At 48.5% G+C, this 14,425-nt stretch carries 15 protein-coding genes; 10 read left to right on the top strand and 5 right to left on the bottom strand.

The genetic code is table 11. The annotated features are described in order from the left end of the window. The first annotated feature begins 20 nt into the window (after nt 1-20). Nucleotides 21-1,454 carry a ComEC/Rec2 family competence protein gene (locus SPIGRAPES_RS14735; RefSeq protein WP_014271552.1) on the top strand — a complete coding sequence of 478 codons (1,434 nt, stop codon included), beginning with the start codon at nt 21-23 and terminating at the stop codon, nt 1,452-1,454. After that, nucleotides 1,402-2,304 carry a 16S rRNA (adenine(1518)-N(6)/adenine(1519)-N(6))-dimethyltransferase RsmA gene (rsmA, locus tag SPIGRAPES_RS14740; RefSeq protein ID WP_014271553.1) on the top strand — a complete coding sequence of 301 codons (903 nt, stop codon included), beginning with the start codon at nt 1,402-1,404 and terminating at the stop codon, nt 2,302-2,304. Before SPIGRAPES_RS14735 ends, rsmA begins: the two co-directional genes overlap by 53 nt. Here the strand turns inward: rsmA and SPIGRAPES_RS14745 are convergent. Both SPIGRAPES_RS14745 and pta read right to left on the bottom strand, forming a co-directional pair. Next, on the bottom strand, nt 2,255-3,640 hold the full coding sequence (locus SPIGRAPES_RS14745) for an MATE family efflux transporter (protein ID WP_014271554.1): 1,386 nt from the start codon (nt 3,638-3,640) through the stop codon (nt 2,255-2,257). The genes rsmA and SPIGRAPES_RS14745 overlap by 50 nt on opposite strands. Nucleotides 3,641-3,770: 130 nt before the next feature. After that, a complete protein-coding gene (gene pta / locus SPIGRAPES_RS14750) occupies nt 3,771-4,775 on the bottom strand; it encodes a phosphate acetyltransferase (protein ID WP_014271555.1) in 1,005 nt (334 codons plus the stop codon). A gap of 148 nt (nt 4,776-4,923) precedes the next feature. Between pta and SPIGRAPES_RS14755 the strand changes: the two genes are divergently transcribed. From SPIGRAPES_RS14755 to SPIGRAPES_RS14770, 4 genes are read left to right on the top strand one after another with little or no spacing between them, the layout of a single operon-like run. Continuing rightward, nucleotides 4,924-6,060 carry an MFS transporter gene (locus SPIGRAPES_RS14755; RefSeq protein ID WP_014271556.1) on the top strand — a complete coding sequence of 379 codons (1,137 nt, stop codon included), beginning with the start codon at nt 4,924-4,926 and terminating at the stop codon, nt 6,058-6,060. A 29-nt stretch (nt 6,061-6,089) separates the two neighbouring features. Further along, a complete protein-coding gene (locus SPIGRAPES_RS14760; protein WP_041385420.1) occupies nt 6,090-6,839 on the top strand; it encodes a prephenate dehydrogenase/arogenate dehydrogenase family protein in 750 nt (249 codons plus the stop codon). Continuing rightward, a complete protein-coding gene (gene mtaB, locus SPIGRAPES_RS14765; protein WP_014271558.1) occupies nt 6,836-8,140 on the top strand; it encodes a tRNA (N(6)-L-threonylcarbamoyladenosine(37)-C(2))-methylthiotransferase MtaB in 1,305 nt (434 codons plus the stop codon). The genes SPIGRAPES_RS14760 and mtaB overlap by 4 nt, the downstream gene beginning before the upstream one ends. Beyond that, nucleotides 8,133-8,699 carry a GNAT family N-acetyltransferase gene (locus SPIGRAPES_RS14770; protein WP_014271559.1) on the top strand — a complete coding sequence of 189 codons (567 nt, stop codon included), beginning with the start codon at nt 8,133-8,135 and terminating at the stop codon, nt 8,697-8,699. Before mtaB ends, SPIGRAPES_RS14770 begins: the two co-directional genes overlap by 8 nt. Here the strand turns inward: SPIGRAPES_RS14770 and epsC are convergent. After that, nucleotides 8,696-9,616 carry a serine O-acetyltransferase EpsC gene (epsC, locus tag SPIGRAPES_RS14775; RefSeq protein ID WP_014271560.1) on the bottom strand — a complete coding sequence of 307 codons (921 nt, stop codon included), beginning with the start codon at nt 9,614-9,616 and terminating at the stop codon, nt 8,696-8,698. The genes SPIGRAPES_RS14770 and epsC overlap by 4 nt on opposite strands. 57 nt (nt 9,617-9,673) lie before the next feature. Then, nucleotides 9,674-10,231: a biotin transporter BioY gene (locus SPIGRAPES_RS14780; protein WP_014271561.1), complete on the bottom strand. Its 558-nt coding sequence runs from the start codon at nt 10,229-10,231 to the stop codon at nt 9,674-9,676. 94 nt (nt 10,232-10,325) lie between these two features. Here SPIGRAPES_RS14780 and SPIGRAPES_RS14785 point away from each other — a divergent pair, with 94 nt between their 5' ends. After that, the gene (locus SPIGRAPES_RS14785) at nt 10,326-11,300 is read left to right on the top strand and encodes a biotin--[acetyl-CoA-carboxylase] ligase (protein WP_014271562.1); all 975 of its coding nucleotides are present in this window, start codon (nt 10,326-10,328) and stop codon (nt 11,298-11,300) included. Between the two features lie 48 nt (nt 11,301-11,348). Next, on the top strand, nt 11,349-13,112 hold the full coding sequence (gene argS / locus SPIGRAPES_RS14790; protein ID WP_014271563.1) for an arginine--tRNA ligase: 1,764 nt from the start codon (nt 11,349-11,351) through the stop codon (nt 13,110-13,112). A 2-nt stretch (nt 13,113-13,114) separates the two neighbouring features. Here the strand turns inward: argS and SPIGRAPES_RS14795 are convergent, their stop codons facing one another. Next, a complete protein-coding gene (locus SPIGRAPES_RS14795) occupies nt 13,115-13,690 on the bottom strand; it encodes a TetR/AcrR family transcriptional regulator (protein ID WP_014271564.1) in 576 nt (191 codons plus the stop codon). A gap of 145 nt (nt 13,691-13,835) precedes the next feature. Between SPIGRAPES_RS14795 and rplU the strand changes: the two genes are divergently transcribed. Next, nucleotides 13,836-14,150: a 50S ribosomal protein L21 gene (gene rplU / locus SPIGRAPES_RS14800; protein ID WP_014271565.1), complete on the top strand. Its 315-nt coding sequence runs from the start codon at nt 13,836-13,838 to the stop codon at nt 14,148-14,150. A gap of 12 nt (nt 14,151-14,162) precedes the next feature. Beyond that, entirely contained in the window at nt 14,163-14,414 is a 252-nt protein-coding gene (rpmA, locus tag SPIGRAPES_RS14805) for a 50S ribosomal protein L27 (protein ID WP_014271566.1), read from the top strand. The last annotated feature ends 11 nt before the right edge of the window (nt 14,415-14,425 follow it).

A 14,425-nucleotide genomic window follows, 5' to 3' on the forward strand; every position in this document is an offset into this window, starting at 1 on the left:
ACCTTGTTGCCTTTGGGGGTATGAATGGTACCCGCTTTGCCAATCTTTCCATTGCTTTGCTACTTCCTGTTTTCTTTTATCTTTCCTATATATCCTCAGACCTTCTTTTCTATCCTGTCTTGGCTGCAATGGTCTTGGGTGGCTGTGGATTCCTGTGGGTATTGATCCGGCCTGATCTAAAAAAAACCATCTGCCTCTTTGTATCTTCCTTCTACCTTGGGTATGCCCTTTTTGGATTTGCAACAACTAGCAACCGGGCATGGTTCTGTTTCCCGAAAGAGAGGATAGTTGCCCTATCAGGAAATCTGGTGGAAGATTCTTCCCTGACAGAAACCGATAAGCAGCTTTTGAGACTCTCTCTCACCCGATGTACAACCCGCGACGGCTCTTTTGGCAGTGCCAGGGGCACGATAGCCGTTCTCTGTCCGCTCAAGGATTTTTTTGTGAGTGGCAGCAGTCTTTCGGTAAAAGGGACTTTTTCACAGGATGGTTCGCTGTTCTTTGGCGAAAGGTATCAAATCGAACATATTACCAGGCTCGGATATATCCGGCAGATGTATATGACTCGTTTGGAGAACCGGCTATTTGCGGTCATGCCTGACAGCCGTAGCCGTTCACTTTCCATGATGTTGCTGCTTGGCAGGAGTAGTGATGATGCGTTCCCACTTAAAAAACTCGGCATGGAAAGTGGTTGTGCCTTCATCCTTGCCCTTTCCGGCATGCACCTGCAGTTCTTCTCTGTATTTTCTTCCTTCCTATTCATCGGGTTACTCGGGAAACGGCGGGGAAAATTCTGTTCCTTGCTCATACCGGTAGCGTTTGTACTGTTTGTAGGGCCAAAGCCTTCCTTGATCAGGGCCTTGGGGATGTATGGGTGTTCTCGCTTTTTGCAGAAAAACCCGCGTTCCCTGTTCCTTTGTTTCTGGGTTACCGCGATGTGCCAGGCACTTCTGTTTCCCCAGAGTCTGCAGAGCATGGGGTGTTTGCTCAGTTATGTATCCTTTTCTGGACTTCTCTGCAGTTCCCTGCTGTGGGGCTACTGTCCACCGTATTTCAAAAACCTGATTTCTTCACTCTTTGCAATCGTATGTACTGCCCCGATTTGTCTGCAGGTAACCGGCAAGTGGCAACTCTCCTCGATTATCGTTGGACCGCTGGCATCCGCTCTTGTCGCCTTGGATATGTTTTTTTCCCTGTTGACCCTGTTCTTCGGTGTGTGGTTTTCGCCTTTTGCAGCTTGGTGTTGCACCGAATTGTTCACTCTCTTGGAGTTTGGGAGCAATCTGGTGCGGTTTTCCCTGCTTCTCAAAGAATATTATGTGTATCTTGCGGCCATGTTGACCTGTCTTGCCTCAATTGGATATGCTAAGCGGGCTTTGCAGAGAAAAAGGAGACGTTCCTATGAGTTGGAATTTTGCATACGATTCCCCGATAGCTATCGGGAAACTACTTGATAGGGAAGGTCTGTCGATGAGCAAAAAGTTCGGGCAGAACTTTCTCTTATCGAACCAGGTCAGGGAACATATTGTCCAGATCCTAGGGGTTGATGAAACCATGAAAGTCTGGGAAATCGGTCCCGGAATCGGAGCATTGACGAAAGTCCTGATTGCAAAGCAAGCTTCGGTAACTGCTTTTGAGATTGACCATGGGTTTTGCAGGATTCTTTCTTCCGAAGCCTTTTGTGACGATGCGAATTTCCGCCTCATAGAGGGCGATGCCCTCAAAACCTGGGAACCGTTGTTTTTGAAAGAAGGGGTGCCTGACAGAATCTGCGGAAACCTACCCTATAATGTCGGTTCGATCTGCATTGCAAAACTTCTCGAAGGGCAATGCCTTCCCCCACGCATGGTATTTACCCTGCAAAAGGAAGTATCGGACAGGCTCTGTGCCACTGCCGGGGATAAAAACTGGTCATCCTTCACACTTCTTGCACAGACAGATTATATAATCAAGACAGAGTTTACCATCAATAGCGGCGCTTTCTATCCTGCCCCCAACGTTATGAGCAGTGTCATTTCCATGGTCAAACGGGATAAGCCTTTGGTCGATGCTGCTTTGCGTCCCTCATTTTTGCTGGTTATCAGGGACTTGTTCGCCCAGCGGCGAAAGACCGTGAAAAACAATCTGCTTTCAGGGAAAGTAGGGGCCCTTGTAGGAAGGGAAGGGGTGGAAGCAATCCTTGAAGAAAGTGGGGTGGCCCCTTCCAAACGCGCAGAGCAATTGGATTGGCCTCAGTTTTTGGCTCTCAGTGAGGTTACTTCCAGGCTTTCTGCCACGATCCACCGCGATAGCGGAAATAACTGATAATCCCCCTGAGTATCAAGTCACTCATCATGGCAATCCAGATTCCCTGAAGGCCCAAATGTGTCGTTCTCAATAGAACCCAGGCCAAGGGGAGTCTGAGCAGCCACATGCCTGCCAGGGAAATGGTAAAGGGCCCTTTCATGTCCCCTGCTCCCCTAAGGACTCCGAAAACCAGAAGGGACAAGCCGAATGCAGGTTCTGCAAAGGCCTCGATCCTGAGTATCTTGGCACCTAGATGTACCACTGTCTGGTCACTGGTAAAGATTCCCATCAATTGTGGGGCAAAGAGAAACATGAAAAATCCCATGGTACTCATCAGAATGGTCCCCGCGACCACACAATTGTCGGCGAATTTCTTTGCAAGGGTGGTGTCGCCTTTGCCGAGGGACTGTGCTACCAGCGTAGTGGCAGCCGTTGAAATCCCGGAGGGGGGGAGATAGGTGATCGACTCAGCTGTGTTTGCCAGGTAATGCGCGGCCAAGGCTGCCGTTCCAAGGGTGCTTACCATTTTGGTTAGCACGATTTGCCCAAAAGACAGTGTTGAACGCTCGAGTGCGACCGGGATGCCAAGTTTTAAAGCCTGGGCATGAATCTGCCGGTCAAACTTCCAGTCTTTTATTTCAAGTTTGATAAGCCTATCGTTTCTGAAGAGGGATAGTAGTAGTAGAACCGCGGTAAACGTACAGGAGAGAGTCGTTGCTAAAGATGCCCCTCCAACTCCCATTCCAAGTCCTTTCAGCGATAATGACCCTACTTTGACTACAGGGAATATGAAAAACAGATTCAGCAGGATATTGAGTAGGTTGTTGAAAGTATTGAGATACAGCGGCGTGCGCGAATCCCCACTGCTTCTGAGAATTCCCCCGATTACAATCATCAGTAGGTTCGGAATGTACCCGATTGCGATGAATTTCATGTAGTCCTTGGCAAGGGGCCTGACATTTTCTGCTGCGCCCAGCCAAGTGGGAAGATAGAGTCCCACAACAGAAAGCAAAGCGGTGAGGAAAGCCCCATACCAAAGCGATGCGAGAAGCGATTGCTTGACAACTTGTTTTGCACGTACCGTATTGCCGGCTCCAATATTACGTGCCATCAAAACGGAAAAGCCTATCGCTATGGCATTCATCCATCCGTTTACCAGCCAGATCATGGAGTTGTTTATGGAAATAGCCGCGGTAGCCTCCGCCCCGAGGGACCCGACCATAGCAGAGTCTACATAGGTAACGGTAACCTGCAGTATTTGTTCCACAATGGTAGGCCAAGCCAGAAACCAGATAATGGAACGTGCCGGAATCGTGGGATCCAGCAAATTGAGTTGCTTCGTTGAAGGCTGCATGGGGACTTTCTCCTTGGAAAGTGCCCCTATCGTAACGAAAAGCCAGACAAGAGGCAACAAGGAAGATCATGAAAAAACGAGGCCCCTAAGGACCTCGCTTCTTCTTTGATAACCGTCGTAGATGTGAAAATTACGTAAGTGAAGCTGCCTGGGCTAAGGTAATGGAGGCGGTGACTACGATGTCGTCAACCGAACAACCACGGGAAAGGTCGCTGACAGGTTTTGCGAAACCCTGGAGAATAGGACCATAGGCCTCTGCCCCTGCGAGTCTCTGAACGAGTTTGTACCCGATGTTTCCAGCCTGCAGGTCAGGGAAAATCAAGGTGTTTGCCTTGCCAGCAACAGGAGAGCCTGGGGCTTTGCTTTTTGCTACGCTGCCGATGATTGCTGCATCAAGCTGCAACTCACCATCAACTGCCAGATCCGGGCATTTCTCTTTGACCAGTCTTGTTGCTTCCACTACCTTGTCCACCAGCTCGCCCTTGGCAGATCCCTTGGAGGAGTAGGAGAGCATTGCTACCTTTGGTTCAGCACCAAGGAAGGTGGAACAGGAAAGGGCAGAGGCTTCTGCGATTTCAGCAAGCTGTTCTGCTGTCGGGTTGGGGATAGTCGCACAGTCGGCAAAAATGAACGAGCCATTTGCACCGAGTTCGGTTTTGTCAGTTGCCATTACAAAGCAGGAGGAAGCATATTTGATGCCGGGTTTGCATTTGATAATAGTGAAGGCCGCCAACAGGACATTACCGGTTGTATTTTCTGCACCGGCTACCATCGCATCTGCCTTGCCAAGGTGAACCATCATAGCTCCCCAGCGTAAAGGCTGCGTAATACCTTCAAAAGCCTCTTCTTCACTCATGCCCTTATGCTTGCGAAGTTCATAATATTCCTGGCCGAAGGCTTTTCTGTCCTCACTGGTTTTAGGATCCACAACCAGGATTCCTTCAAGGGAGGTGCCCACAGCTTCAGCTGCTGCCTGTACTGCCTCTTTCGTTCCGACGAGGGTTACTGTTTTGGCGATTTTCTCGTCAATAATCTTGCGGGCGGCCTGAATAGTCCTGGGTTCCGTCCCTTCTGCAAGCACAAGGTTTTTATTTGCCTCTACTGCCTGTGCTTTCATTTTCTCTGCAAATGTCATTGTTTCGCTCCTTGGCAGGAAATATTGTTTACTCTGGTGTTAAGGATACCACTATTAACCTTCTTGGAAAAGTGCCGCAAGAGTCTGTATCCCTTCCATTTAGTATGATAACCTATGGTTCATGCAAATTAGAAATTTATTATTTGGGATGCTTGTAGTATTTGCCTTTGCTGGAAATTTGTTCGGGACTATGAGTGCCGATATCCAGCAAACCTGTTCCATTGATTTGAATCAACTCAGTATTATCATGAGCCTGAGCCAGGTTGGTACGTTTGTCTCTTTCTTAATGCTTCCTTCTTTGGTCAAGCGCATCGGTTCCTACCGTTTGATGCTTCTCGGCATCTTCGGGGCAGGAATCGGATTTTTGGGGATGGGCCTTTCCCGGTCAATGATTACTTTTGGCATTTCCTTTATGGTAAACTCATTGCTGGGGTATTATTACTGGAGTTGCAGTTACAGTGTCATGGTCTTTTGTGACCCTCAGAGACGGACAGTCAATATTCCGCTGACCCATCTGGTCTACAGCCTTGCAAGCGTAGCCAGCGGTTTGTATATAGCCAAGATAAAGGGACCCCGTTGGTACAATGGCTATTACCAGATGACCATTGTGTTTCTGGTGATGACCTTTTTGTTTATCATTGCTTTGCCGAAGGCCAGGGAAATTCCTGCCTTGATGAAGCAACCCAAGCGAAAAGTACCCTTTCTCAATAGCTTCTCTCTTCTGGCAAAGCGTGATTTTCTCTCTTTTTTCTTGTTTTTGGTTTTTTTCAGTTCTGTTGAATTCTGCTGCAGCGTGTATCCGCTCTTGTTCTTTCAGAGGCTACTGGGTGCAACTGCCTCCCAGGTTGCGCTGGCATTTTCGCTCTACTACGTTGGAAGTTCTACGAGCCGTCTCTTTATCATGCCGGTTCTTAAAAAAGTAAAAAGCCCGTTCACCCCATTGAAAGCACTGTGTATCTTGGCAATATTTTTCTTGGCAGTCTTGGCTTCCAGCAAATCACTTACTTCTGCTTATATCGCCATGATTTTAGTCGGTTTTTCGTTCGGGGCGATAAACCCGTCCAGCCAGATTCTGGAGATTATGAGTTGGCCGGAGGATATCGACCAAGTGGCTAATCTCCACATGATCAGCTCGGTTGTCGGCAAGTTGGTTGTTCCTTTGGCAGTAGGGGCAATTTCACAGCGTTATTCATTGGTTCAGGGGTTGCTTTTTCTCTCTGTTACCATGACGCTTGCGTTATTCTTTTTGTTTCTGGCAAAATGGTTGCAACCAAGTTCTTGCTAGCCGTTCTTCTTTTCTGTACAATACCCGCCATGAATAGTTCAATGCGTATCGGAGTATATGGCCTCGGCCGTTTTGGTTCATTCTGGGCCCGCGAGCTGGTAAAACACGGTTTTACCGTGGTTGGGTATGGCCGAAGTGCCAAACAGGCTCCCGAGGGCGTTGTTCTGGGAACAGAAGATGAAGTGCTTACCTGTGACGTGCTTTTTTTCTGTGTGTCGATAAGTGCCTTTGCCCAAGTGCTGCAAAACACAGCCAGTCGCATCGGACCTTCCACGTTAGTTATGGATACGTGTTCCGTTAAATTATATCCAGCGAAAAAAATGAGGGAACTTCTCCCTTCTTGCGTCAGGACAATTGCTACCCATCCGATGTTTGGGCCCGATTCCGGAAAAGACGGGGTTGCAGGACTTCCTATGGTGCTTTGCCCGGTGAATTGCCCCAAAAAGGATTTTCAATTCTGGGTCGATGAATTCAAGAACTGGAAATTGCAGGTCATTGAAATGACTTGCGACCAGCACGACCGAGAGGCTGCCTGGTCACAGGGGATTACCCATTTCATAGGGCGAACTCTCTCGGAACTCAACCTGCAGGATACCAAATTGGCCACGACCGGGTACCGGACGCTCATGTCTATTGTCGAACAGACTTGCAACGACCCATTGCAACTGTTCTATGATTTGCAGCGTTATAATCCGTATGCGCGGCAAATGCGAATGGGTCTGAAAGGTTCCCTCGATACTGTAATGCAGGTGTTGAAGGAACAGGAGAAAATTGTATGAATGTGTGTGTATATACGTTAGGTTGCAGGCTTAACCAATGCGAAAGTGAAGCTATTGCCGATGCTTTCGCACAGGAAGGCTTTACTGTTGTCGGTGAGGAAACCCCTGCAGATCTATATATTGTGAATACCTGTACGGTAACGAGCAAGGCAGAGCAAAAGGCCCGGAGAATGATTCGCAAATTTGCTACCACTGCTGTTACGGTTGCAACAGGGTGTTATGCCCAGGTGAACGAAGAGGAATTGGCAGGTCTTTCTGAAAATGTCATCGTTGTCCCTCTCGAAAAAAAAGCCCATCTGTTAAAATTGGCAACACATCTCAAGGCCTCCCTGATTTCAGGTTTTGATTTGCGTACCGGCTGTCTTTCGTTTGCCGATGGACAAGCCTCTGTTTTCGATTACGATGCAGCTTCTTTTTCCTATCATAGCAGGGCCTACTTGAAGATTCAGGATGGCTGCGACAATAATTGTGCCTATTGCAGGGTGCATATTGCAAGGGGAAAAGCCCTTACCCTTGATTCCGATACCGTACTGGAACGCGCGCTGGCCCTTGAGGCTGCCGGTTTCAGCGAGATTATGCTGACCGGGGTGAATTTGACCATGTATGATCACCAGAACGGAGGGTTGGGAGGGTTGTTGGAGAAGCTGCTTGCCAAGCTTGGCCCTTCGATTCGCCTTCGTCTCAGTTCCATGGAACCAGACCATATCGATGACCGCTTGCTCGATATCCTTTCCGATTATCGGATGCAACCCCATTTCCATATCCCCGTGCAGAGTGCCAGTGACAAAGTCTTGGTCAGGGTTAACCGCCACTATGGCATGGATCATCTTACCAGGGTCGTACAAAGGCTTCGCCAGGTAAAGGATGATCCGTTCCTTGCCGCCGATGTCATTACGGGGCTTCCTGCGGAGGACGATGAGGAATTCGAGAAAACCTATCGGTTCTTTGCAGAACAGAAATTCGCCCAAATGCACGTTTTCCCTTTTTCACCCCGGCCTGACACTGCCTTGTATATGGCTCGGGACAAAGTGCCTGAAAGTGTACGTGACGAAAGGGCCGCAAGGCTTCGGGAGCTTTCTGCAACATTGCACACTGATTACCTGGTCAGGCAGAGCGGAAAAGAGACTGAAGTGGTTTTGCAGAACAGAAAGGGAGGCCATTGGTACGGAGTGAGCGGAAACTATATCGATGTCAAGGTAATCGACGCTCCCCCGTTCTCCAAGGAAGGAACCTTGGTTAAGGGAACGTTCGGTATCATCACTGCCGAAACCGTGAAACCCACAGTACTTTGCCATGCATAAGCTATTTGAGACCGAACGCCTCAGTGCTTTCGTACTTGACCAGAGCGGAGGACGGCAATTGTTGTCCTACGAAGTGAGAAACCGGGAATTTTTCCGTCAGTATTCCATCGCCCGCAATGACAGTTATTTTACGCATGCGAACTTTCTCTCTGTATGCGAGAACCAGCATACGCTGTTCGAACAGAATCGGAAGCTTCCCCTGGTTTTCGTAATGAAAGGGAAAGGGAAAATCGTCGCTACGGTCAATCTCAATGAAATCGTGTATGGTGTCTTCCGTTCCTGTACGATTGGCTACAGCGTCGATGCTGAGCTGATTCGCAGGGGAATAGGGAAGGAAGCTGTCTCGAAGGTTGTAGAATATGCCTTTGATACCTTGCTTTTACATAGGATCGAGGCAAATATCATGCCACGAAACGAGGCTAGCCTTGCCTTGGCCACATCCTTGGGTTTTTGCAATGAGGGGCTGTCAAAGAAATACCTGTATATCAATGGAAAATGGGAGGACCACGTAAACATGGTCCTCATCAATGACAAATTGGATATGCAGAAAATCCATTAGTCTTTTTTCAGTTTCAAATCCCTGAACGTGGTCTTCGGTTCCTGCAAGACAACCATTGTGTCAGGGGGGACGTTTTCCTTGATCCAGACGTTCGACCCTATGATTGCATTTTGTCCAACGGTAATATCGCCGAGGATTGTCGCATTCGAATAAATCGTTACGTTGTCTTCAATGGTAGGATGCCGTTTGGTTCCCCTGATGAGCATCCCGCAGGCATCTTTGGGAAAGCTGAGGGCCCCAAGGGTTACGCCTTGGTAGATTTTTACATTCTGGCCGATGATTGAAGTCTCCCCGATTACCGTACCAGTGCCATGGTCGATAAAGAAAGAGGCTCCGATCTGTGCCCCGGGGTGGATGTCGATACCCGTTTCCCTATGTGCATATTCGTTGAACATGCGGGGTATGAGCGGGATGCCCATCACAAAGAGCTCATGGGCAACCCTATGGATCGTGAGCGTCATGATACAGGGGTAGGAGAGGATGACTTCCCCCACGGTTCTGGCCGCAGGGTCGCCGTCAAACCCTGCCTGTGCATCCTTTTTGAGGCTTAACCTGATCTCGGGTAACCGGAGGCAGAGCTCTCTCAGGTTCTGCTCTGTCCTTTCCATGAGGATGCATTCCTCAGTATCTGGATTCTCATATTTATAGGCAAGGAATATTTGTGATTTCAAAAGTGAGCAGACCCGATTCATCTGTTCCAGGAGAATTTCTGACAGACTTTCCGAAGGCCTGTCATGGCCACACCGGCCCGGGAACATAAGTTCCAGCAGATTTGCCGCTATCTCGGCGATGGTCTGCATTTGGGGCAATAGTTTCATCCCATGGAAGTTTGCTGTCCCTGAGATTCTGTCGAACGTATCAAGGAAATCAGGGAGATATCTGCTTGCATCAAAGCTTTGCTCTTTACATTCTTTCATGGATATACCATACGGTTGTTCCTAGGGGTTTTTCAATAGCTACCACCCCGTTTTTTTTTATTCAGTCTGTTGCGCAGTGATAAACGTGCGGACACGTTCGGAAAAACTGCCTGAAAGGGTTACGGCAACGATCAGTTTGACCGTATCGCCAATCAAGAAAGGAAGCATACCTGCCTTGATCGCAGGTCCCCAGCCCATCGAGAGGTTTAGCTTCAAGAAGGGTACCCCAATGAGGTAGATGGTAATAGTGCCTGCCAAACCGCCGAGAAAGCATCCTAGGGCATAGCTTTTTTTTGTACCCGCTTTGTACCCGATATCACTTCCGATACCGACGATAAAGGCAGCAGGGAGCAATGCAAGCAAATATCCGCCGGTAGGCCCGAGGAGAATTCCTATTCCTCCCCCGGAGGTGAAGACAGGCAGTCCAATGGCTCCCAGCAAAAGATAGATTGCTGTTGCCAATGTGCCAATCTTCCTTCCACCCAGCATGGCTGCCACGAGCACAAACATGGTTTGCAACGTGATGGGGACAGGAGGAAGGGGGAACCTGATATAGGCTCCTACGATGATAAGGGCACTGAAAAGCGCAGTTAAAATAGTTTTTCTGTTGTTCATGGGAAAACCATAGCATAAACGGATTTTTGTTGTAAACCATGTTTTGGTTGACAATCCACTTGCCCCTCTTTGCCTGTTTCGCTACTATTTTGCCATGAGTACCGTACAAGACGTCCTTGCTTTCCTTCATATCCATGAGGATACCTATGTTTCCGGCCAGCTGATCGCCCAGAACCTGGGGATAAGCCGCAGTGCCATCTGGAAAGCCATTGAGTTATTGCGTGATGAAGGCCATAGCATCGATGCGGTGACGAACAAAGGGTACCGCCTTATGCCCAATCTAGATGTATTGGATAAAAACCGGCTTGAAACCCTGTTGGGCGGTTTTCCCGTGCATCTTTTTGATACCATCGATTCAACCAACCGGTTTGCAAAACAGCTCGCAGCCGAGGGTTCTTGCCACGGGACGGTAGTAGTTTCTGCATCCCAGAGCCAGGGGCGTGGCAGGCTAGGCAGGGAGTTCTCAAGTCCCAAAGGTGGCCTGTATATGAGTATTATACTCAGACCCAGGTGTAAAACCGAGGAGGCCCTGCTTGTTACCAGTGCTGCCGCGGTTGCCGTTGCCCGAGCTGTTGAAAAAGTCTGCAACCTGGAACTGGGGATCAAATGGGTCAATGATCTGTTCTTCAGGAAAAGAAAAGTGTGTGGTATCCTTACTGAGGGTGTTATCGATTTTGAAGCGGGGGTTCTTTCCTCCCTGGTCGTTGGTATCGGGTTGAATTACTCGACCCCCTCTGCGGCCTTTGAGGCGAATCTCAGGTCGGTTGTTACCTCCCTTTATGATGGACCTTCCCAGGTTCCTCCTTTTCTGGATGCAAACGTATTGGTCGCCGAGATTGTGCGCACGGTTGTATCGCTCAGTGACCTGCTTCCCGACCGTTCATTCCTTCAGGAATACCGCGACCGTTCTCTTGTACTGGGCAATACGGTTTCGGTTGTCCAGGCTAAGAAGACAAAGACTGCCTTGGCCCTGGAAATCGATGACGATGCCCATCTGGTCGTCGAATATGGCGATGGCAGCATAGAGTCGCTTGGCACCGGGGAAATCAGCATCCGGCTTGATGTATGAGTTTTGATATAGTATAGTTTCACCGACTTCTCAGATAAGGAAAATAATATGCTTTTTAAGGTACGTCAGTTATGGAAAGCTCTGGTAGAAGAGCAGATAGGGATTTATGCTCGTGAAATGCTTGGTTCGGATATTGTCCTTCCTCCCCTTGCTGTACAGACACCTCCGAAACCGGAGCTGGGAGACATTGCATTCCCCCTGTTTGCCTATGCAAAGCTGTTAAGGACAGCTCCCGTGAAACTCGCTTCCGAGTTAAAGTCCCGGATAGAGAAAATCGACAACCGTCCTCTTGGGGATTTGCTTATTGCCGGCCCCTATCTCAATATTCGAATAGATATGAATTCCCTTGCCAGTGAGCTCTCAACAGAGATTGCCAGCAGGAAAGAAGCCTATGGAACCAACGATACGATGGCAGGCCAGCGGGTGACCATTGAATTCAGTTGCCCCAATACGAATAAGCCACTCCATCTTGGGCATATGCGTAATGACAGTATCGGGGAAAGTGTCTCTGCGATTCTCAAGGCAAATGGGGCCAATGTCAGGAAGGTCAACCTGATCAACAACCGTGGAGTCCATATTTGTAAATCTATGCTTGCCTACCAGAAGTTTGGAAACGGGGAAACCCCCGAGTCTACAGGCATCAAGGGTGACCATTTTGTCGGCAAATTCTATGTGAAGTTCGCCAATTGGGCAAAGGAAGACCCGACAGCTGAGGCCCAGGCCCAGGAAATGCTCAAGAAATGGGAAGACGGGGACCGTGAAGTCTTGGCTTTATGGGAAACCATGAACAAATGGACCCTCGATGGGCTGGCAGAAAGCTATAAAAAGATGGGTATCAGTTTCGATGCCTTCTATTATGAGTCAAACACCTATAAGTTTGGCAAGGATGAGATACTCAAGGGCCTTGCAGACGGGGTTTTCTATCAGGAAGACGATGGTTCTGTCTGGGTCGACCTTTCCTCGATCAACCTCGACAAAAAGGTTTTGCTCCGTAAGGATGGGACTAGCCTCTATATGACCCAGGATGTCGGGACCGCTATCATGCGTCACCAGGATTGGCCGTTCGATTCACTCATCTATGTAGTAGCAAGCGAACAGCAATACCATTTCAAGGTTTTGTTCTATGTCTTGGACCAGCTCGGTTACGATTGGGCAAAGAATCTTCACCATCTTTCCTACGGCATGGTCAATCTTCCCGAAGGCAAAATGAAAAGCCGTGAGGGTACGGTAGTCGATGCAGATGACCTGGTTGCCCAGCTTACTGAGCTTGCATCCTCTGAGATCCATGAGAAACAACGTGAGGATTTGGTAGGTGATGTGGAACAGACTGCTTCCAGCATCGCGCTCGGTGCCCTGAATTATTACCTCTTGCAGGTAATCCCTACCAAGGATATGGTATTCAACCCAGCTGAATCGATTTCCTTTGCCGGTAATACAGGACCTTATCTCCAGTATATGGGAGCCAGGATCTGCAGCATGCTGAGAAAATTCGAAACAGAGGAAAAAGGGTATGAGGGCATCGGTTTCGATAGTAGCCTGCTCACACTCAGTGATGAGCGCGAATTGGTGAAACAACTCGCCCTCTATCCCCAGATTGTAGCAAAGGCTGGTGCTGACCTTGACCCCTCGATTGTCTGCTCCTTCCTGTATGAGCTTTCCAGGCTCTTCAGTAAGTGGTATCACGACAATCCTGTGCTCAAGGCAGGGGACAAGGCCCTTGTCCGTTCAAGGATAGAGCTGTCGAAGATGGTGCTTCAGGTTTTGAAGAATGCCTTTGAGCTCATCGGGATTCCTTTCCTCGAATCGATGTAAGGTTATTGTATTGCATAGAGCTTGCAGAATTTGGTTATAAACCTTTCTTCCTGCCAAAGGATATCAGGGTCGTTCCCGACCATTGCCTTGGACAGGAAGTTCTGCACCGTTGCACTGAAGGTCATGACGGCAAGGTCCAGTTCCTCGATATCGAGTCTCAGCGAATCGGAAAGGGTCTCCAAAAGGATTCTGCTTTGCCCGTCGACCATTTCTCCCAGTGTCTTGCTGATAACCCCTGCTTCCCTATGGGTGAGTTTTTCCGACTCTACGATGCGGTAAAACCAATTCAGGGGCTCTTTTGTATATACTTCATGCCAATGGTCCACTGCCCTGAGTAATACCTCTTCTGCCGTCCCCGCAAGGGAGATGGTTGCCTGCTGTGTGTAGGCGAGGTTCGAGCAGAAGGCAAAAAGATGGGAGATAAGTTCCTCCCTGTTGGAAAAATGGTGAAAAATGGAAGCCTTCGAAATCTTGTTCTCTTTTGCAAGGTCGGAGAGTGAGACATTGTCCAGCCCCTTGAGAGAACCTAGGTGCAAAAGCGAAAGGGTCAGTTGGTTTTTCATATCTGTGGTATGCATATATCAATACTAACCTATCGGTCGGTAGTTTTTCAAGCACTTTTTCTTTGTTTTTGAAGCACTTGCAGTTCATACACCTTGAATCTTGGTTGCTTTCTATAGTATAAAAAGTGAGCACAAACTAAATTTAAGGATGAATATCGACATGTACGCACTTGTAGAGATTCTCGGAAAGCAGTACAAAGCAGTCGAAGGCCAAACCATTCAGGTTGACTTGATCAACAAAATGGAAGAAGGCTCTTCACTTGAGTACGCAACTGTCCTCGCCGTTGTCGATGAGAACAGTGCAAAGTTTGGCACCCCCTATATTGCAGATGCAAAAGTCAAAGTGACCTATGTTGGCGATAAGAAAGGTGACAAAATCAGGGTTTTCAAATATGAAAAACGAAAAGGATATCGCAGGACACAAGGTCATCGTCAGCGGTATTCGCTGATCACAATTGATCAAATCATTGCATAAGGAGTAAGGAAAATGGCACATAAGAAAGGTGGCGGAAGCTCCCGCAATGGTCGCGATTCCAACTCCCAGCGCTTGGGTGTAAAAAGATTCGGTGGTCAACTTGTAAAGGCCGGCGAAATTATTGTACGTCAGCATGGAACAGTCTTCCATCCCGGGCAGAATGCCGGTGTTGGCTCAGACTGTACAATCTATGCAAAGGCTGCAGGTACTGTTTTGTTCCATGTACGGAACAACCGCAAGTACATCAGCATCGTAACTGAGTAGTAGTTTATTCG

This window comes from Sphaerochaeta pleomorpha str. Grapes (assembly GCF_000236685.1).
Taxonomy (GTDB): Bacteria; Spirochaetota; Spirochaetia; order Sphaerochaetales; family Sphaerochaetaceae; genus Sphaerochaeta; species Sphaerochaeta pleomorpha.